The sequence below is a fragment of the Micromonospora sp. LZ37 genome (assembly GCF_059359015.1).
The window spans coordinates 34,816-58,771 of the sequence record NZ_JCADBL010000004.1 but is presented as its reverse complement, the minus strand read 5'-3'; the positions used below and the strand labels follow the sequence as shown (position 1 = coordinate 58,771).

Annotated in this window: 18 protein-coding genes; 11 read left to right on the top strand and 7 right to left on the bottom strand. The window is 73.6% G+C overall.

What is annotated here, in order from left to right:
• Positions 1–2 precede the first annotated feature (2 nt).
• From AC5L3Z_RS10290 to AC5L3Z_RS10270, 5 genes are all read left to right on the top strand, one after another.
• Positions 3–1,541, top strand: coding sequence for a SpoIIE family protein phosphatase (locus tag AC5L3Z_RS10290; protein WP_494841337.1), 1,539 nt, complete (start codon positions 3–5; stop codon positions 1,539–1,541).
• Between the two features lie 467 nt (positions 1,542–2,008).
• A complete protein-coding gene (locus tag AC5L3Z_RS10285) occupies positions 2,009–2,575 on the top strand; it encodes a TIGR03086 family metal-binding protein (protein WP_494841336.1) in 567 nt (188 codons plus the stop codon).
• 51 nt (positions 2,576–2,626) lie between these two features.
• Positions 2,627–3,163, top strand: coding sequence for a PadR family transcriptional regulator (locus tag AC5L3Z_RS10280; RefSeq protein WP_494841335.1), 537 nt, complete (start codon positions 2,627–2,629; stop codon positions 3,161–3,163).
• On the top strand, positions 3,160–3,861 hold the full coding sequence (locus AC5L3Z_RS10275; RefSeq protein WP_334528932.1) for an ABC transporter ATP-binding protein: 702 nt from the start codon (positions 3,160–3,162) through the stop codon (positions 3,859–3,861). Before AC5L3Z_RS10280 ends, AC5L3Z_RS10275 begins: the two co-directional genes overlap by 4 nt.
• A gap of 26 nt (positions 3,862–3,887) precedes the next feature.
• On the top strand, positions 3,888–5,384 hold the full coding sequence (locus tag AC5L3Z_RS10270) for an FtsX-like permease family protein (protein WP_494841334.1): 1,497 nt from the start codon (positions 3,888–3,890) through the stop codon (positions 5,382–5,384).
• Positions 5,385–5,449: 65 nt separating this feature from the next.
• On the opposite strand, the gene AC5L3Z_RS10265 is transcribed toward AC5L3Z_RS10270, so the two are convergent.
• On the bottom strand, positions 5,450–5,653 hold the full coding sequence (locus AC5L3Z_RS10265; RefSeq protein WP_494841333.1) for a hypothetical protein: 204 nt from the start codon (positions 5,651–5,653) through the stop codon (positions 5,450–5,452).
• A 10-nt stretch (positions 5,654–5,663) separates the two neighbouring features.
• Positions 5,664–7,760: a S9 family peptidase gene (locus AC5L3Z_RS10260; protein WP_494841332.1), complete on the bottom strand. Its 2,097-nt coding sequence runs from the start codon at positions 7,758–7,760 to the stop codon at positions 5,664–5,666.
• 91 nt (positions 7,761–7,851) lie between these two features.
• On the opposite strand from AC5L3Z_RS10260, the gene AC5L3Z_RS10255 reads away from it, so the two are divergent.
• Positions 7,852–9,234, top strand: coding sequence for an FAD-binding oxidoreductase (locus AC5L3Z_RS10255; protein ID WP_494841331.1), 1,383 nt, complete (start codon positions 7,852–7,854; stop codon positions 9,232–9,234).
• A gap of 206 nt (positions 9,235–9,440) precedes the next feature.
• Here AC5L3Z_RS10255 and AC5L3Z_RS10250 read toward each other — a convergent pair whose 3' ends face one another.
• Positions 9,441–11,498 (bottom strand): SpoIIE family protein phosphatase, encoded by a 2,058-nt coding sequence (locus AC5L3Z_RS10250; RefSeq protein ID WP_494841330.1) that lies wholly within the window; start codon positions 11,496–11,498, stop codon positions 9,441–9,443.
• A gap of 174 nt (positions 11,499–11,672) precedes the next feature.
• Here AC5L3Z_RS10250 and AC5L3Z_RS10245 point away from each other — a divergent pair, with 174 nt between their 5' ends.
• Complete coding sequence (locus AC5L3Z_RS10245; RefSeq protein WP_494841329.1) at positions 11,673–16,040, top strand: hybrid sensor histidine kinase/response regulator; 4,368 nt, start codon at positions 11,673–11,675, stop codon at positions 16,038–16,040.
• Complete coding sequence (locus AC5L3Z_RS10240) at positions 16,037–16,594, top strand: response regulator (protein ID WP_494841328.1); 558 nt, start codon at positions 16,037–16,039, stop codon at positions 16,592–16,594. The genes AC5L3Z_RS10245 and AC5L3Z_RS10240 overlap by 4 nt, the downstream gene beginning before the upstream one ends.
• Positions 16,595–16,626: 32 nt before the next feature.
• On the opposite strand, the gene AC5L3Z_RS10235 is transcribed toward AC5L3Z_RS10240, so the two are convergent.
• The 3 genes from AC5L3Z_RS10235 to AC5L3Z_RS10225 all read right to left on the bottom strand — a co-directional run bounded on the left by AC5L3Z_RS10235 (position 16,627) and on the right by AC5L3Z_RS10225 (position 19,482).
• Complete coding sequence (locus AC5L3Z_RS10235; RefSeq protein ID WP_494841327.1) at positions 16,627–17,823, bottom strand: NAD(P)/FAD-dependent oxidoreductase; 1,197 nt, start codon at positions 17,821–17,823, stop codon at positions 16,627–16,629.
• 93 nt (positions 17,824–17,916) lie between these two features.
• Positions 17,917–18,861 (bottom strand): RNA polymerase sigma factor SigJ, encoded by a 945-nt coding sequence (sigJ, locus tag AC5L3Z_RS10230; RefSeq protein WP_494841326.1) that lies wholly within the window; start codon positions 18,859–18,861, stop codon positions 17,917–17,919.
• Positions 18,862–18,984: 123 nt separating this feature from the next.
• Positions 18,985–19,482 carry a GbsR/MarR family transcriptional regulator gene (locus AC5L3Z_RS10225; protein ID WP_494841325.1) on the bottom strand — a complete coding sequence of 166 codons (498 nt, stop codon included), beginning with the start codon at positions 19,480–19,482 and terminating at the stop codon, positions 18,985–18,987.
• A gap of 92 nt (positions 19,483–19,574) precedes the next feature.
• Here AC5L3Z_RS10225 and AC5L3Z_RS10220 point away from each other — a divergent pair, with 92 nt between their 5' ends.
• Positions 19,575–20,486, top strand: a complete 912-nt coding sequence (locus AC5L3Z_RS10220) for an ABC transporter ATP-binding protein (protein WP_494841324.1) — start codon at positions 19,575–19,577, stop codon at positions 20,484–20,486.
• The gene (locus AC5L3Z_RS10215; protein ID WP_494841323.1) at positions 20,483–22,075 is read left to right on the top strand and encodes an ABC transporter permease; all 1,593 of its coding nucleotides are present in this window, start codon (positions 20,483–20,485) and stop codon (positions 22,073–22,075) included. The genes AC5L3Z_RS10220 and AC5L3Z_RS10215 overlap by 4 nt, the downstream gene beginning before the upstream one ends.
• A gap of 71 nt (positions 22,076–22,146) precedes the next feature.
• Here the strand turns inward: AC5L3Z_RS10215 and AC5L3Z_RS10210 are convergent, their stop codons facing one another.
• Positions 22,147–22,479 (bottom strand): STAS domain-containing protein, encoded by a 333-nt coding sequence (locus tag AC5L3Z_RS10210; protein WP_494841322.1) that lies wholly within the window; start codon positions 22,477–22,479, stop codon positions 22,147–22,149.
• A 138-nt stretch (positions 22,480–22,617) separates the two neighbouring features.
• On the opposite strand from AC5L3Z_RS10210, the gene hemL reads away from it, so the two are divergent.
• Positions 22,618–23,955 carry a glutamate-1-semialdehyde 2,1-aminomutase gene (gene hemL / locus AC5L3Z_RS10205; protein WP_494841321.1) on the top strand — a complete coding sequence of 446 codons (1,338 nt, stop codon included), beginning with the start codon at positions 22,618–22,620 and terminating at the stop codon, positions 23,953–23,955.
• The last annotated feature ends 1 nt before the right edge of the window (position 23,956 follow it).

The window sequence follows — 23,956 nt, the reverse complement described above, 5'->3', positions numbered from 1 at the left end:
GGGTGGCCGGCGCACCGCCGACCGTCCTGGTCGTCGACGACAGCCGCACCAAGCGGTACCTGCTGGTCAACTGGCTGACCCGGGCCGGCTTCCAGGTCCGCGAGGCGGAGACCGGCGCCGAGGCGCTGGAACGGGTCGGGGTGGACCCGATCGACCTGGTGGTGCTCGACGTACGGCTGCCGGACCTGAGCGGCTTCGAGGTGTGCGAGCGGATCAAGGCGGTCCACCCGGCGCTACCGGTGATCCACGTGTCGGCGCACGCCGTGGATGTGGAGGACCGCACCCAGGGGCTGACCCGGGGCGCGGACGCGTACCTGGCCGAGCCGATTGAGCCGGACGAGCTGGTCGCCACCGCGCACGCCGTGCTCCGCTACTACCAGGCGCGGCAGCGGGCCGAGCTGCTCGCCGAGCGGCTCACCGGGCTGGCCGACACGACCGTGGCGGTGCACGCCGCGCCGAGCTTCGTCCGCCTGCTCCAGGACGCGGCGGCGGGCGCCGCACGGATCTTCCGGAGCCCGGCGGCCGTGATCGCGGAGACCTTCGACGGGGACTGCCTGGCCGGGATCTCCGCCGGGATGGACGCCACGCCGACGGTCGTACCGTGGGTGGTGGACGACGCCGGCGTGCCGACCGGGGCCACCGTCCGGGTGGACGACCCGGCCTCCTGGTCCCTGGTGCCGTGGCCGGCGGACGACACGGTCACCGTGGCCGCCGCCCGGCTGCGGGAGGACCGGGCCCCGCTGTACGTGGTGGTGCCGACGGCCACCCAGACCGCGCGGACGCCGGTGCTGGTGCAGCTGGCCCAGGCGGTCGCGTCGGCGGTGGAGGCGCAGCGCTCCTTCGACGAGGAGCACCGGATCGCGGTCACCCTCCAGCGCAGCCTGCTGCCTCGGCGGCTGCCGGAGGTCGCCGGCCTCGACCTGGCCGTGCGGTACGAGCCGGCCAGCGCGCAGACCGAGGTGGGTGGTGACTTCTACGAGCTGGTGATGCTCGACGGGCACCTGCTGATGGCGATCGGCGACGTCGCCGGTCATTCGCTGCACGCGGCGACGGTGATGGCGGAGCTGCGGCACGCGGTCCGGGCGTACGCGGTGGAGGGGCACCAGCCGGGGGTGATCCTGGACCGGCTCAACGAGCTGATGCGGACGTTGCTCCCCAACGAGCTGGCCACTCTCTGCCTGCTGCTGCTGCACCCGCCGACCGGCCGGGTCCGGCTGGCCAGCGCGGGTCACCTGCCGGCGCTGATCAGCGGGGACGGTCGGGTGGAGTACGTGCAGCAGACGGCCCCGCTGCTCGGGGTCCGCGCCCAGCGCCCCGCCGACCTGGAGTTCACCCTGCCGGCCGGCGCCACGCTGGTGCTCTACACCGACGGGCTCATCGAGCGGCGGGACGCCACCATCGACGACGGCCTGGCGGCGCTGGCGACGTCCGCGACCCGGGTGGACGACGACCTGGACCAGTTCTGCCAGCGGCTCCTGGTCGAGCTGGCCCCGCCGGAGATCCACGACGACGTCGCGGTGGTGGCGGTCCGTCGCCGCTGAGCCGGCCGCGCGGGCGCCGGCGACGTCGCCGGTTCCGCCGGCCCTTGGTCACGCCCGCCCCGTGCCGCCCCGCCCCGTGCCCGCCCCGCCGCGTCCCGTCCCGCCCGCCCCGTCGCGGTGCGTGACGAATGCGCCGACCTCACGCACCGTCACCTGCCGGGTCCGGCCCGTTCCGCGGTTCCCGTCCTTTGCACTGCTGCCCTGTCCGCAACACCTACGGGAGCAGGCACTTCGGAGGAGAGCGCGCCGGCGGATCGCCACCGCTCGTGACGCTCGGTGCCTGTTGCCTGGGCGGCAGCAGAGCAAAGGGGGCACGGGAGCTGTCCGGAGGTGGCGTTGTGCTGACGTTCGGTGACGGCGCATGCGTCGGTGGCGCGGCGCGGACCGGTCGAGCGCGCCGGTGCGAAGACAGGGGTGCTCGGTGTGGCTGTCCCATGTGTTCGGAGCGACCCTCATACGCTGGCCCGATGACAACGAGGACCAGCGAGCTGCTGACCGCCGCCGCGCCTCCCACGGTGGCGGTGGTTCGGGCGATCTCCGACGACCAGTTGGACCTGCCCACGCCGTGCCCCGACTACACCGTCCGGGATTTGGCCAACCACCTGTACGACGTGGTGGTCAACTTCCAGGTCCTGGCCCGGCGCCGGGAGGTGGACTGGTCGGCCAAGACCGACCATCTGAGCGAGGGTTGGCGGGACCGGTTCGCGGACGAGGCGGCGCGCCTGGTCGAGGCGTGGGCCGACCCGGCGGCGGAGGAGGGCGCCTCCCCCGGGATGGGGCTGCCACAGCGGACGGTCGGCCTGATGGGGTTGGTCGACCTCGCGGTGCACGGCTGGGACCTGGCCCGGGCCACCGGGCAGCCGTACCGGCCCGCGCCCGAGGTCACCGAGGCGGGGCACCGGTTCATGGACGAGATGGGACCGATGGGTCGACAGATGGGTGCCTTCGGCGCGGAGGTGGAGACCGGCCCCGGCCGCACCGAGCTGGACCGGCTGCTCGGCCGCTGCGGGCGCGACCCGGCCTGGGCCCGCTGACCGCATCGAAGGGGATTGACACCCACTATTCACGCGGTGAATAGTGGGCCGGTGTCCACGTCCCACGTCCTGCTGGGTCTGCTCGCCGCCGGCAACCGGCACGGGTACGAACTCAAGCGGGCCCACGACGCCCGGCTCCCGCGCGCCCGACCGCTGGCCTTCGGGCAGGTCTACGCGACGCTGACCCGGCTACAGCGGGACGGCCTGGTGGTCGCCGCCGGGCAGGAGCGCGACGGCGGCCCCGACCGGACGGCGTACGCGCTGACCGGCGCGGGGCGGGCCGCGCTCGACGGGTGGCTCACCACCGTCGAGCCCCCCGTGCCCTACGTCTCCAGCGCGCTCTTCGCCAAGGTGGTGGTGGCGCTGCTGGTCGCCGACGTGGAGACCGCCCGGTCCTACCTGGTCGCGCAGGCGCGCGCCCACACCGACCGGCTGCGCGAGCTGACCGGCGTCAAGACGGCGCCCGCGGCCACCCTCGACGACGTCGTCGCCGCCGACTACGCCATCGCCCACCTCGACGCCGACCTGAGGTGGCTGCGGACCACCATGGACCGGGTCGCCGACTGGCACCGGGAGGTGCACTCGTGACACAACTCCAGGCTCGCGGCGTGGTCAAGGCGTACGGGCCGACACCCGCGCTGCGCGGCGTCACCCTCGACGTGGCCGAGGGGGAGATCGTCGCCGTCACCGGCCCCAGCGGCTGCGGCAAGTCCACCCTGCTGCACTGCCTCGCCGGCATCCTCCGCCCCGACGCGGGCGAGGTGCTCTGGTGCGGCCACCGGCTCGACACCTGGTCGGAGGCGGCCCGGTCCCGGCTGCGCCGCACCGAGTTCGGGGTGCTCTTCCAGTTCGGCCAGCTCGTCACCGAGCTGACCGCGGCGGAGAACGTCGCCCTGCCACTGCTCCTCGCCGGCACGGGGCGGCGAGAGGCACGCACGGCGGCGCTCGGCTGGCTGGAGCGGCTGGGCGTGGCCGACGTGGCCGACGTCCGGCCCGGTGAGATGTCCGGCGGCCAGCAGCAGCGCTGCGCCATCGCCCGGGCGCTGGTCACCGAGCCCCGGGTGCTCTTCGCGGACGAGCCGACCGGCGCGCTGGACACCCTCAGCGGCGAGCAGGTGCTCACCCAGCTGGTCCGGCTCGCCCGCGAGCAGCGCACCAGCGTCGTGCTGGTCACCCACGAGCCGCGGATCGCCGCGTACGCCGACCGGGAGGTCGTGCTGCGTGACGGCACGGTCGACCACACCGGCCTGGGGCTGGACGCGCCGCTGACCGGCGGACACCGGTGAGGCCGGCCACCCTCGCCCGCCTCGCGATGGCGGGCACCCGTACCGACACGGCCCGGGTGGTGCTGACGGCGCTCAGCGCCACCCTGGCCGCCCTCGCCGGCCTGGCGGCGCTCACCGTGCTGGCCATTCCCGAGGTGCCCGGCGCCCCGCGGGCCGAGGCCGAGCAGTACGGCAACAGCCTGCTCCGCGAGCCGGGGCTGCGCGGCGGCACCGCGTTCACGCTGCTGCTGCTCACCGTCCCGGTGCTGGCGCTGGCCGGCCAGTGCGCCCGGCTGGGCGCGCCGGCCCGGGACCGCCGGCTGGCGGCGCTGAGGCTGGCCGGGGCCACCCCGGGCCAGGTGACCCGGGTCGCCGTGCTGGAGACCGGGGTGGCCGCCCTGCTCGGCACGCTCACCGGGCTGGCGACGTACCTCGCCGGCCGGGCGCTGCTCGACCGGCCCGACGCCAACGGCCGGCTCGCGCTGCCCACCGACGTGCTGCCGCCGGCCGGCGCGGTGGCGGCGGTGGTGCTCGGGCTGCCGGTGGTCGCGGCGGCGGCCACCGCGCTGCTGCTGCGCCGAGTCACCACCACGCCGTTCGGCGTGGTCCGCCGGGTGGGCCGGGAACGGGCCCCCCTGCCCTGGCCCGGCCTGCTGATCGGGGCGGGGCTGGCGGCGGGCCTGCTCGCCACGTCGCTGCTGCGCCGCGGCGACGGGTCGGACAATCGGTCATCGCTCTGGTTGCTCGTCCTGGTCGTGGTCGGTGGCCTGGTCGCGGCGGTGGTCGGGGTGGTGCTCGGCACCGGCTGGATCTCGTACACCGGCGGGCGGCTGCTGCACCGCCTCGCCAGGGGCCCGGCCGCGCTGCTCGCCGCCCGGCGGCTGATGGCCGACCCCTGGGCCGGCAGTCGTACCTTCGCCGCCCTGCTGGCGGCGGTCCTCTTCGGCGCGGGCGCGGCGGGCCAGCGGGCCTACTTCGCCCTCAGCGACCGAGTGCAGCGGGAGGAGCACCGCCTGTTCGGCCACGACGACGGCGCCAACCCGTTCTACCTGCGCACCATGGACCTGGTCGACCTGGCTGTCGCGGTGGCCGTGGCGATCGCCGCCGGGGGCCTGCTGGTCGCGCTGGTCGAGGGCATCGTCGCCCGCCGCCGGGCGTACGCGGCCCTGCTGGCGACCGGGGTGCCCCGGGGGACGCTCAACGCCTCCATCGCCTGGCAGATGCTGGTCCCGGCCGTCCCGGCGATCCTGGTGGCGCTGACCGTCGGGTTGCTCATCGGCCGTACCCTCGCCGGCCCGGTGCAGACCGGGACCGTCAGCGGCACGGTGTGCGACGCCCCAGCCGAGCTCTGCGCCGATCCGGCAATCCAGGCCCGCTACACCCGTTGGGTCGAGCCGGCCCAGCGCGAGCTCACGCCGGACGTACCGGTGGAGCACCTGGCGTTGATCGGGGGCGGCGCCCTGGCCGCGGTGCTGGTCACCGTCGGGGTCGGCCTGCTCTTCCTGCGCGCCAGCACCGCCGTCGAGGAGCTGCGGACCGCCTGACGCCACAGCGACCAAGGCCACGGCGCCTGTGCGGTCGGCGCCGAGCGGGTACGCGCCGCGCTGGGTCAGCGGGGATCGAAGAGGCCGGCGGACCAGGACAGGGCCAGGCCGAGCACCGCCGAGCAGCAGCAGACCAGCAGGGCGCCGGCGACCACGCCGACGATCAGCCCGGCCGGCCCGCGCCGGGCCGCACCCGGTTCCGACTCCGGCGACGGTACGTCGGGACCGGGCGGCTCCTCGTCCGCCCGGCCCTCGTGGTGGCTGGTCAACCCGGCGGCTTCAGGCGCGGCCGAGCCTGTCGAGGGTCCAGGCGTTGATGAACGCCTCCTCGCGCCAGGCGTCGTACCGGCCGCTGGGGCCGCCGTGTCCGGCGCCCATCTCGGTCTTGAGCAGGTAGTCGCCCTGCGGGGCGACCGCGCGCAACCGGGCGATCCACTTCGCCGGCTCGTGATAGAGCACCCGGGTGTCGTTGAGGCTGGTCACCGCGAGGATCGCCGGGTAGTCGACGGTGGTGACGTTCTCGTACGGGGTGTACGACTTCATGTACGCGTACACCTCGGGGTCGTCCAGCGGGTTGCCCCACTCCTCCCACTCGGTGACGGTCAGCGGCAGCGACGGGTCGAGGATCGAGGTGAGCGCGTCCACGAAGGGGACCTGGGCGACGATGCCGGCGAAGGCGTCCGGGGCGAGGTTGGCCACCGCGCCCATCAGCAGGCCGCCGGCCGAGGCGCCCCGGGCGACCAGCCGGTCACTGGCCGTCCAGCCGGCCTTGACCAGGTGCCGGGCGCAGGCCACGAAGTCGGTGAAGGTGTTCTTCTTGGCCAGCAGCTTGCCCTCGTCGTACCAGCGGCGGCCCAGTTCACCGCCGCCGCGGATGTGCGCCACGGCGAAGATCACGCCCCGGTCGAGCAGGCTGAGCCGGGCGATGGAGAACCACGGGTCCATGCTCGCCTCGTACGAGCCGTAGCCGTAGATCACGGCGGGGGCGGAGCCGTCGCGCGGGGTGTCCCTGCGGCAGACCAGCGAGATCGGCACCCGGGTGCCGTCGTCGGCCAGCGCCCAGTCGCGGTGCTGCTCGTAGTCGGCCGGGTCGTACTCGCGCCCGTCCGGGCCGGGCCGGACCGGCTTGCGCCGGCGCAGCACCAGCTGCCGGGTGACCAGGTCGTAGTCGTACACCGAGTCCGGGGTGACCAGCGAGGTGTAGCGCAGCCGGATCTCCCGGGTGCGGTACTCCGGGTTGGCGTCCAGGCCGACGCTGTAGATCGGCTCCGGGAAGTCGATGTCGTGGTCGTCGCCGCCGCCGACCGGGATGACCCGCAGCCCGGTGAGGCCGTTGGTGCGCAGCGAGACCACCAGGTGGTCGGTGAAGGCGTCGACCGCCTCCAGCCGGGTGCCGGGGGAGTGCTCGATCAGCGGCACCCAGTCGCCCGGCGCGTCCGCGGAGGTCCACGCCAGCGCGAAGTCCTCCGCGCCGTCGTTGTGCAGGATCAGGAAGCGGTGGCCGTGGTGCTCCACCGTGTACTCGACGCCCTGCCGGCGCGGGGCGATCACGGCCGGCTCGCCGGTGGGGTTGCCGGCGGGGATGACCCGGACCTCGCTGGTGATCTTGCTGTGGATGTCGATGAGCACGAACCGCTCGGAGCGGGTCAGCTCGACGCCCACCCAGAACCGCTCGTCGTCCTCCTGGTGCGCCACCACGTCCTCGCCCGACGGGGTGCCGACGACGTGCCGCCAGACCCGGTTGGGTCGCCACGCCTCGTCCACGGTGACGTAGAACAGCACGGAGGCGTCGGCCGACCAGGCGGTGCCGTAGAAGGTGCCGGGCACCTCGTCGGGGAGCAGCTCGCCGGTGCTCAGGTCCTTGATCCGCAGGGTGAAGCGCTCGTCGCCGGAGAAGTCCGTCGAGTACGCCAGCCACCGCCCGTCCGGGCTGACGTCGAAGGCGCCGAGGGCGAAGAAGTCGTGCCCCTCGGCGAGCAGGTTGCCGTCGAGCAGCACCTCCTCGCCGTCCAGCGGGGCGCCGTCCGTGCTGACCGGGGGCGTGGTCTCGCCGTCGCGGACGGCCCGGCGGCAGTGCACGCCGTACTGCTGACCCTCGACGGTGCGGGTGTAGTACCAGTGCCCGCCCTTGCGGGTGGGCACCGTCAGGTCGGTCTCCTGGGTGCGCCGGCGGGTCTCCTCGAACAGGGTCGCCCGCAGCTCCGCCAGGTGTGCGGTGCGCACCTCGGTGTACGCGTTCTCGGCGTTGAGGTGGGCGATCGTCGCCGGGTCGTCCTTGGCGGCCAGCCAGGCGTACTCGTCGACGACGGTGTCGCCGTGGTGGGTGCGTTCGCTGGACACTCGCTTGGCGACGGGCGGGGAGGTGTCGGTGGTCACGACGCCACGTTACCGGCCGGCCCGCGCCCGCGGCGCGGCGTCGTCCGGCGACCCGCCGCCAGCTCTTTCGAACATGTGTACGATGACCGCCATGGCGGCAGCAGCGAGTTCGACCAGCGCGGCGGAGATCACCAAGCGGCTGACCGGGATCTGCGGTCCCACCTTCGCCCGGTTCGCCGGCGCCGCCGACGAGGTCGCCGGGCGGGCCGCCCGTTGGGTGGCCGTCCCCGGCGGGCCGGCCGCCGCGGCGCAGGTGCTGCGGCTGGCCGCCCGGCACGACCTGACCGTGGTGCCCCGGGGCGCCGGCACGAAGATCGACTGGGGGGCGGCGCCGGCGCGGGTCGACATCATGCTGGACACCGGCCGGCTCGCCGGCATCGGTCACCAGCCCGCCGGCTCGCCGGTGGTCGAGATCGGCGCCGGCACCCCGCTGCGGGCGGTGCAGGCGACGCTGGAGCGCACCGGCCGGCGACTGCCGTTGGATCCGCCCTCGCCCGGGGCCACCCTCGGCGGGGTGCTCGCCGCCGACGAGGCCGGCCCGCTGCGGCACCGGCACGGCACCGCCTGCGAGCAGCTGGTCGGCCTGCGCTGGCTGGACGCCGACGGTGAGCTGGTCAGCGCCGGGGTCGGCGCGGCGGAGGTGCCGGCCGGCCCGGCGCCGGTCGGGCTGGACGTGGGCCGCCTGCTCTGCGGCTCCCACGGCGGGCTGGGGGTGCTGGTCTCGGCCACCCTGCGGGTGCAACCCGTGCCGGCCGGCCGGGTCTGGGTCGTCCGGCCGGTGTGGACGCCGCTGGAGGTGCACGACCTGGTCCGCGCGGTGCTGGCCGCCCGCCTCGACCCGGCCGCGATCGAGCTGGACCTCCCGGCCACCGGTCCACTGCCGCGCCGGCCGATGCCACCTGCCGAGGCGGCGGCCCGGGCCGCCCACCCGTCCATGGCGGGACGCCGCCGGCCGGCCCCGCCGGCCCGCGGCGGCGCCGGCGCGCTGGCCGTCCTGCTGGAGGGCGGCCCCGCCGAGGTCGCCGAGCGGGCCGACCGCCTGGTGACGCTCCTCGGGGGCGAGACGACCGCCGGCCACACCGCCCCGCACTGGTGGCGGCGCTACCCGTTCGCACCCGGTGACACCGCGCTGCGGATCGAGGTACCGATCCACGACCTGCACGCCGCCGTCTACGCGCTGCGCGACGCCGCCGGCACCCCCGTCCCGGTACGCGGCTCCGCCGGCCTGGGCGTGGTGCACGCCGCCCTGCCCGGGGCGCTGCCCGCCGACCGGATCGCCTCGATCCTCGCCGCCGTCCGGGGCGTACTGCTCGCCCGGCGGGGCCGGTGCGTGGTGGTGGCGGCGCCGCCGGCCGTCCGGCAGGCCGTCGAGCTGTGGGGCGAGCCGGCGGTGATCCCCCGGCTCCGGGCGGCCAAGGAGCACCTCGACCCGCACCGCCGCCTCGCCCCGGGCCGGCTCCCCGGCGGCCTCTGACCCCCGGCCCGTCCGCGCCAGCTCGTCCCTCACGTGCCGGCGTCGCAACTTCGAGCTCGCGTGCCGGCGTCGCCACTGCAAGATCGCGCTGGATCCAGGAAGTAGTGGCATCGTCGCGGCAGGGAGGCCACTACATCCAGGATCGAGCACGATCTTGCAGCGCCGAGCGCGACGTCGAGCGCGGCGCGGAGCGCCGAGCGCGAGTGTCAGATGGCGTCGTTGCGGAGGACGAGGATGGCGATGTCGTCCCGGGGGGCCTCCACCGAGAAGTTGATCGCGGTGGCGCGCAGCCGGGCGGCCACCACGTCGGCCGAGTATCCGGCCAGCGGGGCGGCGGCGTCGCGCAGCCGCTCGGTGCCGAAGAGCTCCCGGCCGCGCCGCCGCTCGGTCACCCCGTCGGTGTAGAAGACCAGCGAGTCGCCGGGGTGCAGCGGGATCTCCGCCGTCGGCGAGGTGATCGCGTCGAGCAGCCCCAGCGCGGTGCCCCCGGCGCCGACGAAGGAGGCGCCACCCCCGCCGCGCAGCAGCACCGGGCGGTCGTGCCCGGCCAGGTGCAGGGAGACGTCGAGGTGCCGCCCGTCGCCCGGCCCGACCGCGGCGAGGGCGAGGGTGCAGTACCGCCCGCCGCCCCGCTCGCAGAGCGTCTCGTTCAGTCGGGCCAGGGCCTCGGGCAGCGGCTTGCCGTCCCCGACCAGCACCCGGATGACGTCCCGCACCAGCCCGGTGACCGCCGCCGCCTGCACTCCCTTGCCGGAGACGTCGCCGACCACCACCAGCCAGCGCCCGTCCGGCAGCGGCACCACGTCGTAGAAGTCGCCGCCCACGTCGGCGTCGTCGCCGGTCGGGACGTACTCGGCGGCGAAACCGATGCCGTCGACCACGGGGAGCACCGGCGGCAGCAGCGACTGCTGGAGGGTCTGGGCGACCCGGCGGCGCTCGGCGTGGATCCGGGCGTTCTCGATGGCGAGCGCGGCCCGACGGGCCACGTCCTCCAGGACGGCCACCTCGTCGGGGTCGTGCCGGTGCCGCTGGTGCCGGCCCACGGCCAGCGTGCCGAGCCGCTGGCCCCGGGCGATCAGCGGGACGGCGAAGCCTTCCATGGGCGTACCCAGCGGGATCTGCGCCGCGCTGCGCGACGCCTCCCGCAGCCGGGCCTGCACGGAGTCCGGGCCGGTCTCCTCGAGCAACTTGTGCAGCTGCGGCAGCACCGACTCGTCGGCGTGGCTGGCGGCGGCCAGCCGCAGCCGCCCCCACTCGTCAGTGGTGTGCACCGCGCACCACTGACCGAGCCGGGGCACCACCAGCTGCGGGATGAGCGCCATGGTCAGCTCGACGTCGAGGGACTGGGCGAGCAGCTCGCTCGCCTCGGCCAGGAAGGTCAGCCAGGCCTGCCGGCGGACGTCGGCCCGGCGTAGCCGGTCGTTCTCCAGGTGCAGCGAGAGCCGCTCGGCGGCGAGCACGGCGAGCGGGCGGGCGTACGCCGACGGCGCCGCGTCCAGCTCCAGCTCGCCGCCGTACGGCCGGTGCACGGCCAGCGGCACCCGGAGCAGTTCGTTGCCGGGGCGCGGCTGGCGGCCGTACCGGGCCAGCGGCTGCGGGCCCTGCCCGTCGCCCCGGTCCAGCCGGATCACACCGCCGGCGGCGCCGACCATCTCGGCGACCCGGGTGAGCAGGTCGGTGGCGAAGTCGGGCAGCGGGTCGTCGGCGTTGGGATCGGGGCTGGTCTGGGTGAGCTCGCTCATCGCCGCGGCGCTCGGCGCGGGGCTCACCGGCGTGCCGTCGCCGGGCACGTGCGCCGGGTCGGGTGACGCCGGCGACACCGCGCCGGGCCGGTCCAGCCGGAACCAGACCCCCTTGCCGGTGGGCAGGTAGGTGGTGCCCCACCGGCTGGCGAAGTGGTCCACCAGCAGCAGCCCCCGACCCCGCTCGGAGACCTCGCCGATCTCGGCGCTCTCGTTGCGGACGCCCACCACCAGTTCGTCGACCGGGCCGGCGGCGAAGTCGGAGACGGTGACGGTGAGGCCGACCCGGTCGGCGACGACCTCGATGTCCAGTTCGGTGCGGGCGTGTTCCACCGCGTTGGTGGAGAGCTCGGTGGTCAGCAGCAGCGCCTCGTTGAGCAGGTCGTCGAGGTCGGCCTCGGCCAGCACGGCGCGGACCACGGCCCGGGCGGCGGCGGGCGTACGCCGGTCGGCGGGTAGGCGGACGCGCCGCACGTGCTCGTCCCGGCCCTCGTCCGGCACGGGCCCCGTCTGCGCTGACACCCTCGTATCCTCCATCGCCGTCGCGCCAGTGCCAAGCCGGACGAGCCGTACCGCCCCCGGCTGAACGGTACGTAACCGGGCGGACGTGGCGTCCGTGGCGTCGACACCGGCGCGGGCACAATGGTGGGATGGCGGCGTGTCGGCACGCGCCGGAGGCCCCGAGTCGAGCGAGGAATGATGACCGCGAAACAGTCGGTGACCGCGGACCCGTCCGCCGCCGAGCACGAGGCGCTCCTCGGCGAGTTGGCGGAGGCGCTGCGCCGGGTGCGTGGCGGCGACCTCAAGGTGCGGCTGCCCCGCCGGGCGGGCGCGGCGGGTGAGGTCGCGGACGCCTTCAACGACGTGGTGTCGCTCCAGGAGCGGCAGCACCTCGACCTGCGCCGGATCAGCCGGATCGTCGGTCGGGACGGGCGGCTCACCGAGCGCCTGGACGAGGAGGGCCTGGACGGGGCCTGGGCGGAGGGCCAGCGGGCGATCAACTCGCTGATCGACGACCTGGGCCGGCCGACCACGGAGATCGCCCGGGTGATCGTGGCGGTCGCCGACGGCGATCTCTCCCAGCACATGGCGCTGGAGATCGACGGGCGGCCGCTGCGCGGCGAGTACCTGCGCATCGGGCGCACGGTGAACACGATGGTCGACCAGCTCTCCTCGTTCTCCAACGAGGTGACCCGGGTGGCCCGTGAGGTGGGCACCGAGGGCAAGCTCGGTGGTCAGGCCGACGTCCGTGGCGTGGCCGGCACCTGGAAGGACCTCACCGACTCGGTGAACACCATGGCGTCGAACCTGACGTACCAGGTGCGGTCGATCTCGCAGGTCGCCACGGCGGTGGCGAAGGGTGACCTCTCCCAGAAGATCACCGTGTCGGCCAAGGGTGAGGTCGCCGAGCTGGCGCACACCTTCAACTCGCTCACCGACACCCTGCGGCTCTTCGCCGAGCAGGTGACCCGGGTGGCCCGCGAGGTGGGCACCGAGGGCAAGCTCGGCGGTCAGGCGGAGGTGCCGAACGTCGCCGGCACTTGGAAGGACCTGACCGACAGCGTCAACTCGATGGCGTCGAACCTGACCAGCCAGGTGCGCAACATCGCCCAGGTCTCCACGGCGGTGGCCCGCGGTGACCTGAGCCAGAAGATCACGGTGGCCGCGCAGGGCGAGATCCTGGAGCTGAAGGACACCGTCAACACGATGGTGGACCAGCTGTCGTCGTTCGCCGACGAGGTGACCCGGGTCGCGCGCGAGGTGGGCATCGAGGGCAAGTTGGGCGGCCAGGCCCAGGTGCGGGGGGTCTCCGGCACCTGGCGGGACCTGACGGAGAACGTCAACCAGCTCGCTGGCAACCTGACCAGCCAGGTGCGGAACATCTCCCAGGTCTCCACGGCGGTGGCGAAGGGCGACCTGTCGCAGAAGATCACCGTCGACGCGCAGGGTGAGATCCTGGAGCTGAAGAACACCGTCAACACGATGGTGGACCAGCTCTCGTCGTTCGCCGACGAGGTGACCCGGGTCGCGCGCGAGGTGGGCACCGAGGGCAAGCTGGGCGGCCAGGCCCAGGTCAAGGGCGTCCTGGGTACGTGGCGCGACCTGACCGACAACGTGAACTCGATGGCGTCGAACCTGACCAGCCAGGTGCGCAACATCGCCTCGGTCACCACCGCCGTCGCCAAGGGCGACCTGTCGCAGAAGATCACGGTGGACGCCCGGGGCGAGATCCTGGAGTTGAAGTCGACGGTCAACACGATGGTGGATCAGCTGTCGTCGTTCGCCGACGAGGTGACCCGGGTGGCCCGTGAGGTGGGCACCGAGGGCAAGCTGGGCGGTCAGGCCCAGGTGCGCGGGGTGGCCGGCACCTGGCGGGACCTGACCGACAACGTGAACTCGATGGCGTCGAACCTGACCGCGCAGGTCCGCAACATCGCCCAGGTCTCCACGGCCGTGGCGAAGGGTGACCTGTCGCAGAAGATCACGGTGGACGCCCGGGGCGAGATCCTGGAGTTGAAGTCCACGGTCAACACGATGGTGGATCAGCTGTCGTCGTTCGCCGACGAGGTGACCCGGGTGGCCCGTGAGGTGGGCACCGAGGGCAAGCTGGGCGGTCAGGCCCAGGTCAAGGGCGTCTCGGGTACGTGGCGCGACCTGACCGACAACGTGAACTCGATGGCGTCGAACCTGACCAGCCAGGTGCGCAACATCGCCTCCGTGACCACGGCGGTGGCCAAGGGCGACCTGTCGCAGAAGATCACGGTGGACGCGCAGGGCGAGATCCTGGAGCTGAAGAGCACGGTCAACACGATGGTGGATCAGCTGTCGTCGTTCGCCGACGAGGTGACCCGGGTCGCGCGCGAGGTCGGCATCGAGGGCAAGCTGGGCGGTCAGGCCCAGGTGAAGGGGGTCTCCGGCACCTGGCGGGACCTGACGGAGAACGTCAACCAGCTCGCCTCGACGCTGACCACGCAGCTGCGGGCGATCGCCCAGGTGTCCACCTCGGTGACCCGCGGCGACCTGACCCAGCGGATCGCGGTCAAGGCGCAGGGCGAGGTCGCCGAGCTGAAGGACAACATCAACCAGATGATCGTCACCCTCCGGGAGACGACCAAGAAGAACGCCGAGCAGGGCTGGCTCGACTCCAACCTGGCCCGGATCGGCGGCCTGCTCCAGGGGCAGCGCGACCTGGGCGAGGTCTGCCGCATGATCATGCAGGAAGTGACCCCGCTGGTGGACGCGCAGCTCGGCGCGTTCTTCCTGGCGGACACCGCCGACGGCGTGACGCGGCTGCGGCTCGCCGCCTCGTACGGCTACGTGGCGCGGGGCCACGACGTCACCTTCGGGCCGGGGGAGGGGCTGGTCGGACAGGCCGCGCTCTCCCGCCGGACGATCCGGGTCAACGCGCTGCCCGACGGGCGGCTCACGCTGCGCTCGGGGCTGGCCGAGACGCCCCCGGCCGACCTGGTGGTCCTCCCCGTCCTCTTCGAGGGCGAGCTGCTCGGCGTGATCGAGTTCGCCAGCGTGGCCCGCTTCTCCGAGCTGCACCTGCAGTTCCTGGAGCGGCTGGTGCTCACCACCGGCATCGCGGTCAACACCATCCAGGCCAACCGACGTACGGAGGAGCTGCTGGCCCAGTCGCAGCGGCTGGCCCTGGAGCTCCAGGACCAGTCGGCCGAGCTCCAGCGCACCAACGCCGAGCTGGAGGACAAGGCCAAGCTGCTCTCCGAGCAGAAGGGCAACATCGAGACCAAGAACCGGGAAATCGAGCTGGCCCGGCTCGGCCTGGAGGAGAAGGCGCAGCAGCTCACCCGGGCGTCGGCGTACAAGTCGGAGTTCCTGGCGAACATGAGCCACGAGCTGCGGACGCCGTTGAACTCGCTGCTCCTGCTGGCCCGGCTGCTGGCGGAGAACTCGGAGCAGAACCTGAGCCGCAAGCAGATCGAGTTCGCCCGCACCATCCACAGCGCCGGCTCGGACCTGCTCTCGCTGATCGACGACATCCTGGACCTGTCGAAGATCGAGGCCGGCCGGATGGACGTCGAGCCGACCGAGATCCGGTTCGAGGAGATCCGCAGCTACGTGGAGCAGGCGTTCGCCCCGCAGGCCGAGGAGAAGGGCCTGGACTTCCAGGTACGGGTGGCCAAGGAGCTGCCGGCGGCGCTGGTCACCGACGCCCAGCGGTTGCAGCAGATCCTGCGCAACCTGCTCTCCAACGCGGTGAAGTTCACCGACAACGGCGCGGTGACGCTGCGGATCGGGCCGGCGCCGGAGAACGCGGTCTTCGACGTGCCGGCGCTGACCAACGCCCGGCAGGTGATCGCGTTCACCGTGATCGACACCGGTATCGGCATCTCGGACGACAAGCTCTCGATCATCTTCGAGGCGTTCCAGCAGGCCGACGGCACCACCAGCCGCCGCTACGGCGGCACCGGGCTGGGGTTGTCGATCAGCCGGGACCTGGCCCGCCTGATCGGCGGCACGATCAGCGTCTCGTCGGCGCCGGGGCAGGGTTCGACCTTCACCCTCTTCGTACCGGACGTGCTGGCGCCGGACGCGGTGGTGGCACCGCAGGCGCCCTCGCCGCAGCGCGCGGGCCTGCCGTCGTCGTTGCTGATGCCGCCGATGGAGCTGCTGCCCCAGCCGCAGGCGCCGGCGACCCGGCAGCTGGAGGGGGCCACCGTGCTGATCGTCGACGACGACGTGCGTAACGTCTTCGCCCTGACCTCCGCGTTGGAACTGCACGGCATGACCGTGCTGTACTCGGACAACGGGGCGGACGGTGTCCGCCTGCTGGCCGAGCATCCGGAGGTGGACATCGTGCTGATGGATGCGATGATGCCGGACCAGGACGGGTACGAGACCACCCGTCAGATCCGTCGCAACCACCGCTTCGCCGACCTGCCGATCGTCTTCCTGACCGCGAAGGCGATGCCGGGGGACCGCGAGTCGGCGCTGGCGGCGGGCGGCAGCGACTACATCACCAAGCCGGTGGACCTGGACGAGCTGATCGAGCGGATGGCGTCCTGGATCAGTGGCAGCCGAGGCGAGGAGACTTCGTGACGCAGATTGCCAAGGCGCTGCTGGTGGACGACCGCCGGGAGAACCTGATGGCCCTGGAGGCCATCCTCCAGGGGCTCCCGGTGCAGTCGGTGGCCGTGGAGAGCGGCGAGGCGGCGTTGAAGCAGCTGCTGGTGGACGACTTCGCGGTGATCCTGCTGGACGCCCAGATGCCGGACATGGACGGGTTCGAGACGGCCAGCCACATCAAGCGCCGCGAGCGGACCCGGCATGTGCCGATCATCTTCCTCACCGCCGCCGACAAGGACGCCCAGCTGGCGCTGCGCGGCTACGCGGTCGGCGCGGTGGACTACCTCACCAAGCCCTTCGACCCGTGGGTGCTGCGGGCCAAGGTGTCGGTCTTCGTGGAGCTGTGGGTGAAGACCCGGCAGTTGGCCGCGCAGTCCGACGTGGTGCGGGAGCGCGACGCCCAGTGGCGGGTGCTCACCGACGCGGTCGACGAGGCCACCATGATGCTGCGGGCCGACGACGACCTGGAGACCCGGGAGCGGGCGGTGGAGATCCTGGAGCAGGCCCGCTGGGGCAACACTCCCTGATCGGGTACGCCGCCCACCCGCCCCGGGATCCGCTAGGCCACCGTCCTGACGGTCGCGCCCGCCGTGGCCCGCTCCCGCGCGACGCGGCGGCGCCGGGTCGGCATCCCGAGCGTCGGGTTCGCGACGCCCCAGGCGGCGCCCTTGCAGATCAGTTCCTTGTAGACGGCGGCGAGCCGTCCGGTCAGTGCCGCCCGGACGGCGCGGTCGTCGGCGGTGACGTACTGGATCACGCCTTCCCTGCGGCCCAGTGAGATGCACTGGTTGAAGTAGCGGATCGGCATGTTCGGGAGCTTCCCGCCGGTCAGGCGCGCGGCGATCGCGTCGGCGGCCTGCCACGCGGCCGGGGCGCCCGAGGCGCACGACATCCGCAGCGGCTTGTTCCCCGGTCCCATCGCGTAGGCCGCGTCGCCGACGGCGTACACGTCGGGGTGCGAGACCGAGCGCATCGTGCCGTCGACCACGATCTGGCCGGCGCCGGTGACCTCCAGGGCGGTGGCCTTGGCGATCGGGTGGACCGCGAAGCCGGTGGTCCACACGGTGACCGCGGCCGGGATGGTCCTGCCGTCGGCGGTGGTGACGTGGTCGGCTTCGACGCCGGTGACGGCGGCGCGCTCGTGCACGGTGATGCCGAGCTTGTCGAAGACCTTCCGCAGGTGCCTGCGGCCCCTGGGCGAGAGCCAGTCGCCGAGGCCGTTGCGGGCGGCGAGGGCGACGTCGAGGTCCGGGCGGGCTTCGGCGATCTCGGTCGCGGCCTCCAGGCCGGTGAGGCCGCCGCCGACGACGGTCACGGTCTGCCCGGCCTCCAGGCGGGCCAGGCGCTCGCGCAGCCGGAGCGCTCCGGGGCGGCTGGCGACCTCATGGGCGTGCTCGGCGGCGCCGGGGACGCCTTCGGCGTTCCAGCCGCTGCCGAGGGCGTAGACGAGGCTGTCGTACTCCAGCTCCTCGGCGCCGTTCGCGGCGATGACGGCGATGGTCCTGCGGTCGACGTCGACGCCGGTGACCTTCGCGCACTTCAGCTCGACGCCGGTGTCCGCGAACATCTCGCTCAAGGGGCGGGGCCTGAGGTCCTGGCCGACCGCCAGTTGGTGCATCCGGACCCGCTCCACGAAGTCGGGTTCGGCGTTGACGAGGGTGATGGCGACGTCCTCGCGGTGCAGCCGCTTGGCGAGGCGGCCGGCGGCGGTGGCTCCGGTGTATCCGGCTCCGATGACGACGATGCGGTGCGGCATCTCGTGCTCCTGTCTGACGCGGGTTCGCCACTTGAACCGGGCGACCCGCCGTTTCCTGACAGGAACGCGTTGTGAAGCACCTCACACGAGGGGTCAGAAGGCCTTGAAGAGCGGCTCCCCGTGGTCGGAGGCCGCGAACCGCTCGCTCGCGCGCTCCAGCTTGTCGGGGTTGACCTGGCTGCGGAACGCGGCGATGCCCCCGGCGGTGACCTCCAGGCACATGACGCCGACGACCCGGCCGGCGAAGACCGCCACGACGGCGGGGTCGCCGTTGGCGGTCCAGGCGTAGACCTCCGGCGCGCCGCCGATGATGGCGCGCTTGGCCTCGCCGGGTCTGAACAGGCCCCGCAGGAACTTCGCGACCGCGGGGGCGCCCTCGAACGCCTTGGCGCGGGCCGGGACCTTCCCGCCCCCGTCGCCGGTCGAGATCGCGTCCTCGGTGAGCAGCCGCACGAGCGGCTCGGTCCGGCCGCTGGTGGCGGCCGCGAGGAACTCCTCGACCAATCGCCGGGCGGCGGCCTCGTCGATCTCGGTGCGGGCCCTGCCGTCCGCGACGTGCTTCCTGGCGCGATGGAAGAGCTGCTGACTGGCGGCCTCGGTGATGTCGAGGACCTCGGCGATCTCCCGGTGCGGGTAGTCGAAGGCCTCCCGCAGCACGTACACCGCCCGCTCCTTGGGAGAGAGGCGCTCCATGAGGGTGAGGACCGCGTACGAGACCGATTCGCGCTGCTCGGCGGTGTCGGCCGGGCCGAGCATCGGGTCCCCGGCGAGCAGCGGCTCGGGAAGCCACTGGCCCACATAGGTCTCGCGCCGTGCCCGCGCGGAGGTGAGCTGGCTGAGGCACAGGTTGGTGAGCACCTTCGTGAGCCAGGCCTCGGGGACCTCGATGCGGTCGACGTCGGCGGCCTGCCAGCGCAGGAACGTCTCCTGCACGGCGTCCTCGGCCTCCGCGGCGGAGCCGAGGAGGCGGTAGGCGATGGTCTCCAGGCGGTGCCGGGCGGCCTCGAACCGGTCGACGTCGTCCGCGGTCAGGGGCATGGCCCCGATCCTAGGCGGGTGGGGCTGGCAGACAGGCGTGGGATTTTCCGGTCATGGGAAGCCCGCACAACCACCGCTGGCCGACCGACGCCCACGCCTCGAGCGAACCTGTTGACGTAGCTCTCAGCCCTGGTGGCCGTTGGCCGCCCGCCGGGCCCGCCAGCGCTCGCCGAGCGCGTCGATCTCCTCCTGGACGAAGACGAAGAAATCGCGCATCTCGGCGACCCGCTCGCCCGCGGGGGTCTCCCGGCCGTGCAGCGCGTCGACGCCGCCGCCGGCGATGTCGATGAAGTTCTTGTAGAGGCCGGTCTTGGTGACCGTTGCCTCGTACCAGGGGTTTTCGGGCATCCGGTAGCGGTCCCGTCGCGAGCCCTTCACCGGCTCGCGGATCAGCATGCCGAACTGGGTCAGGTAGCGGACCGCCCCGGAGACGGCCGCGGCGCTCACCCCCAGCCGCTCGCCGATCTCGGCGGCGGTCAGCGGCTCGTCGGCGCTCATCACGGCGAAGAGCACCCGGGCCGCCATCCGGGGGAACCCGACCTCCGCGAAGGCCATCGCCATCCGTTCGACGAAGAGGTGGATCTCCTCCTCGTTGCGGCGGGGGCGGCGATCGTCGGTCATCTGCGGGCGCTCCTCACTGCGGGTCGAAATCTGATCGTGCCCCAGGTCTCACAGTCTTCACAACTTTGTGAAACGAGTGTAGTTTCCGATGCATGGAAACTCCCATTGCCGTGACCGGCCTGGTCAAGACCTTCGGCCGGACCCGGGCGCTCGACGGTCTCGACCTCACCGTCCGCGCCGGTGAGGTGCACGGCTTCCTCGGCCCCAACGGCGCCGGCAAGTCGACCACCATCCGGGTGCTGCTCGGACTGCTGCGGGCGGACGCGGGGGCCGTCCGACTCCTCGACGGCGACCCGTGGCGGGACGCGGTCGCGCTGCACCGCCGGCTGGCGTACGTCCCCGGGGACGTCACCCTCTGGCCCAACCTCTCCGGCGGGGAGGTGATCGACCTGCTCGGCCGGATGCGCGGCGGGCTCGACCCGAAGCGCCGCGCCGAGCTGCTCGACTCCTTCGAGCTGGACCCGCGCAAGAAGGGCCGGGCCTACTCCAAGGGCAACCGGCAGAAGGTCGGCCTGGTCGCCGCCCTCGCCTCCGACGTCGAACTGCTCATCCTCGACGAACCCACCTCGGGGCTGGACCCGCTCATGGAGGAGGTCTTCCAGCACTGGGTGGGACGGGCCCGGCGGGACGGCCGGACGATCCTGCTCTCCAGCCACATCCTCGCCGAGGTGGAGGCGCTCTGCGACCGCGTGACGATCATCCGCAACGGCCGGACCGTGGAGACCGGCACCCTGGGCGAGCTGCGCCACCTGCACCGCACCTCCATCGACGCCGAGCTCAGCGGCCCGGTGGACGGCCTGGGTGACCTCGCCGGGGTGCACGACCTCCGGCTGGACGGCAACCGGGTGCGCTTCGACGTGGACACCGCCGCGCTGGACGCCGCGCTGCGCCGCCTCACCGAACTGGGCGTACGCAGCCTGGTCAGCCAGCCGCCCACGCTGGAGGAGCTGTTCCTGCGGCACTACGAGACGGCCGGACTGCCGGCGGAAGAGGCGACCCGATGAGCGCCCTCGCCGGCACCCGCCACCTGGTCCGGCTGATCCTGCGCCGGGACCGCGTCCTGCTGCCGCTCTGGGTGTTGCCGCTGGCTCTGCTGCCGATGAGCTACGCCACCAGCTTCGCCGAGTTCTACCCGACCGCCGCCGAGCGGGCCGCGTACGTGGCCGGCACCGGCAGCAACCCGTCGATCGTGGCGCTGCTCGGCCCCGTCCACGGCGACAGCATCGGTGCCCTCACCGCCCAACGTGGCGGCTTCCTGTCGCTGGTCATCGGCCTGGCCAGCCTGCTGACCGTCATCCGGCACACCCGCACCGAGGAGGAGGCCGGCCGGCGGGAGCTGCTCGGCGCCACCGTGCTGGGCCGGCACGCCGGGTTGACCGCCGCGCTGGCCGTGACGTACGCGGCGAACCTGCTGCTCGGCCTGCTCACCGCGGCCGGCTTGGCCGCCACCGGACTGCCGGCGGCCGGGTCGCTGGCGTACGGGCTCTCGGCCGCGCTGGTCGGTGTGGTCTTCGCCACCGTCGGCGGGCTGGCCGCCCAGCTCACCGAGGCGGCGGGCGGCGCCCGGGGGATCGGGGTGGCGGCGCTCGGCGTGGCCTTCGTGCTCCGGCTCGCCGGCGACACCGCGGAGCGGGACTGGCTGAGCTGGCTCTCCCCGCTCGGCTGGGCGCCGCGCGTGCGCGCCTTCGCCGGGGAGCAGTGGTGGGTGCTGGCGCTGCCCGTCGCGCTGAGCGTGCTGCTCGCCGTGGTGGCGTACCCGGTGTCGGCGCGGCGGGACCTCGGCGCCGGGGTGCTGCCGCCCCGCCTCGGCCCGGCCGCCGCGGGTCCGGCCCTCGCCGGACCGCTCGGCCTCGCCTGGCGCCTGCACCGTGGGCAGCTGCTCGGCTGGTCGGTCGGCTTCGGCCTGCTCGGGCTGATCCTCGGCGGGGCGGCGGAGGCCGCCGGCAAGGCCGTCGAGGGCAATGCCCAGCTGGCGGAGATCATGGCCCGGCTGGGTGGCGCCGACGCGCTCGCCGAGGCGTACCTCGGTGCCACCCTCGGCTTCGTCGGGCTGGCCGCCGCCGGCTACGGCATCCAGGCCGCGCTGCGGATGCGCTCGGAGGAGACCGCCGGCGGGGCCGAGCCGCTGCTGGCCACCGGGGTGAGCCGGTCCCGCTGGGTCGCCTCGCACCTGGTCTTCGCGCTGGTCGGGCCGGTGGTGGTGCTCGCCGTCGCCGGGCTCGCCACCGGGGCGGCCTACGGGGCGAGCGTCGGGGACGCGACGGGTCAGCTGCCCCGGATGCTCGGGGTGGCCCTGGCCCAGGTGCCGGCCGCCTGGGTGCTGGCCGGCCTGGCGGTGCTGCTGTACGGGCTGCTGCCCCGGTTCGCCGGGGTGGCCTGGGCGGCGCTCGCGCTCTGCGTGCTGCTCGGCCAGGTCGGCGCGGTGCTGGAGCTCAGCCAGTGGCTGATGGACCTCTCCCCGTTCACCCACACCCCGCAGGTGCTCCACGACGACTGGGCCGCCACGCCCCTGCTCACCCTGACCGCCCTGGCCCTCCTGCTGACCACCACCGGCCTGGCCGCCCTCCGCCGCCGCGACCTCCCCACCCCCTGAGCCCCGGGTCGATCATGGAGTTGGCGGCACCGGAGGAGATCCACTCCGCCGTCAACTTCATGATCGACGGGTCAGGGGGCGGTCTCGTTGCGGATCATCAGGGCGGAGCGCAGGCCGGTGATGTCGAGGACGCGGAGCAGAAAGTCGCCGACATTGCTCAGCATCAGCAGGCTCCGCAGGTGACTGGCCTTGCGGCTGAGCACCACCAGGGTGCCCAGGCCCTGAGAGTCGCAGAAGGTGACCCCGCCCATGTCGAGCACGATGCGCGGCGGGGGATCGACGAGCACCTCGTTCACGACGGTCGACAGTTGGGCGGCGGTGAGCATGTCGATCTCACCGGCGAGCTGAAGCACCGCTTCATCGCCCGTCCGATGTACCGTGATGGACAGTTCGGCACGATCCACCGCGTCAGCCTATCGCGATCTCCGTGACCCGGCCCGGTGAGGCGATCAACGACGGTCCTGCGTGCCGGGGTGAGCCTGGTAACCCCAGGCCGGGGTGGCTGCCGATTCCCGGTCCGGCGCTGACACAATGGCGGCATCGTGACCGATATCTTTTCCGCCGGATCCGGCCGCTACCCGGCCGACGCGCCGGCCTCCGAGGCCCTGTTCAACCGCGCCAAGGCAATCGTGCCGGGCGGGGTGAACTCCCCCGTGCGCGCCTTCCGCGCCGTCGGTGGCACCCCGCGCTTCATGGTCCGGGGCGAGGGCCCCTGGCTGTACGACGCCGACGGCCGGCGCTACGTCGACCTGGTCTCCTCGTGGGGGCCGCTGATCCTCGGCCACGCCCACCCGGAGGTCGTGGCGGCGATCCGCGACGCGGCCGGCCGGGGCACCAGCTTCGGCACCCCGACGCCGGGCGAGGTGGAGCTGGCCGACGAGATCGTCGCGCGTACCCCGGTCGAGCAGGTCCGCCTGGTCAACTCCGGCACCGAGGCGACCATGTCGGCGATCCGGCTGGCCCGCGGCTTCACCGGTCGCTCCAAGATCGTCAAGTTCGCCGGCTGCTACCACGGGCACTCCGACGCGCTGCTCGCCGCCGCCGGCTCCGGCGTGGCCACCCTCGGCCTGCCCGACTCGCCCGGCGTGACCGGCGCGGCGGCCGGCGACACCATCGTGCTGCCGTACAACGACATCACGGCGGTCGAGCAGGTCTTCGCCGCCGAGGGACCGCACATCGCGGCGATCATCACCGAGGCCGCCGCCGGCAACATGGGCGTGGTGGCCCCCCGCGACGGCTTCAACTCCCGGCTCGCCGCGATCGCCCACGCCCACGGCGCGCTGCTCATCATCGACGAGGTGATGACCGGGTTCCGGGTCTCCCGGTCCGGCTGGCACGGCCTCGACGCTGCCGACGCCGACCTGTGGACGTACGGGAAGGTCATGGGGGGTGGGCTGCCGGCCGCGGCGTTCGGCGGGCGCGCGGAGATCATGTCGCGACTGGCTCCGGCCGGCCCGGTCTACCAGGCCGGCACCCTCTCCGGTAACCCCCTCGCCTGCGCCGCCGGCCTGGCCACGCTGCGCCTCGCCGACGACGCGCTCTACCGTCGGCTGGACTCCACCGCCGCCGTCGTGGGCAAGCTCGCCGCCGACGCGCTGGCCGCCGCCGGGGTCCCGCACCGGCTCTCGTGCGCCGGCAACATGTTCTCGATCTTCTTCACCGACGCCGACGTGGTCGACTACGACAGCGCCCGCACCCAGCAGGTGCCCGCGTTCAAGGCGTTCTTCCACGCGATGCTCGCTGCCGGCGTCTACCTGCCGCCGAGCGCGTTCGAGTCGTGGTTCGTCTCGGCGGCGATCGACGACGCCGCTCTGGAGCAGATCTCCGCCGCGCTTCCGGCGGCGGCGAACGCGGCGGCAGCGGCCGGTCACGGGGGGTAGG

What these genes read in the sequence shown, in the direction of transcription:
- AC5L3Z_RS10285 (WP_494841336.1), top strand. Translation starts at nt 2,009, where the DNA reads ATGACAACGAGGACCAGCGAGCTGCTGACCGCCGCCGCGCCTCCCACG.
- AC5L3Z_RS10270 (WP_494841334.1), top strand. Translation starts at nt 3,888, where the DNA reads ATGGCGGGCACCCGTACCGACACGGCCCGGGTGGTGCTGACGGCGCTC.
- AC5L3Z_RS10255 (WP_494841331.1), top strand. Translation starts at nt 7,852, where the DNA reads ATGGCGGCAGCAGCGAGTTCGACCAGCGCGGCGGAGATCACCAAGCGG.
- AC5L3Z_RS10245 (WP_494841329.1), top strand. Translation starts at nt 11,673, where the DNA reads ATGATGACCGCGAAACAGTCGGTGACCGCGGACCCGTCCGCCGCCGAG.
- AC5L3Z_RS10235 (WP_494841327.1), bottom strand. Translation starts at nt 17,823, where the DNA reads ATGCCGCACCGCATCGTCGTCATCGGAGCCGGATACACCGGAGCCACC.
- sigJ (WP_494841326.1), bottom strand. Translation starts at nt 18,861, where the DNA reads ATGCCCCTGACCGCGGACGACGTCGACCGGTTCGAGGCCGCCCGGCAC.
- AC5L3Z_RS10225 (WP_494841325.1), bottom strand. Translation starts at nt 19,482, where the DNA reads ATGACCGACGATCGCCGCCCCCGCCGCAACGAGGAGGAGATCCACCTC.
- AC5L3Z_RS10220 (WP_494841324.1), top strand. Translation starts at nt 19,575, where the DNA reads ATGGAAACTCCCATTGCCGTGACCGGCCTGGTCAAGACCTTCGGCCGG.
- AC5L3Z_RS10215 (WP_494841323.1), top strand. Translation starts at nt 20,483, where the DNA reads ATGAGCGCCCTCGCCGGCACCCGCCACCTGGTCCGGCTGATCCTGCGC.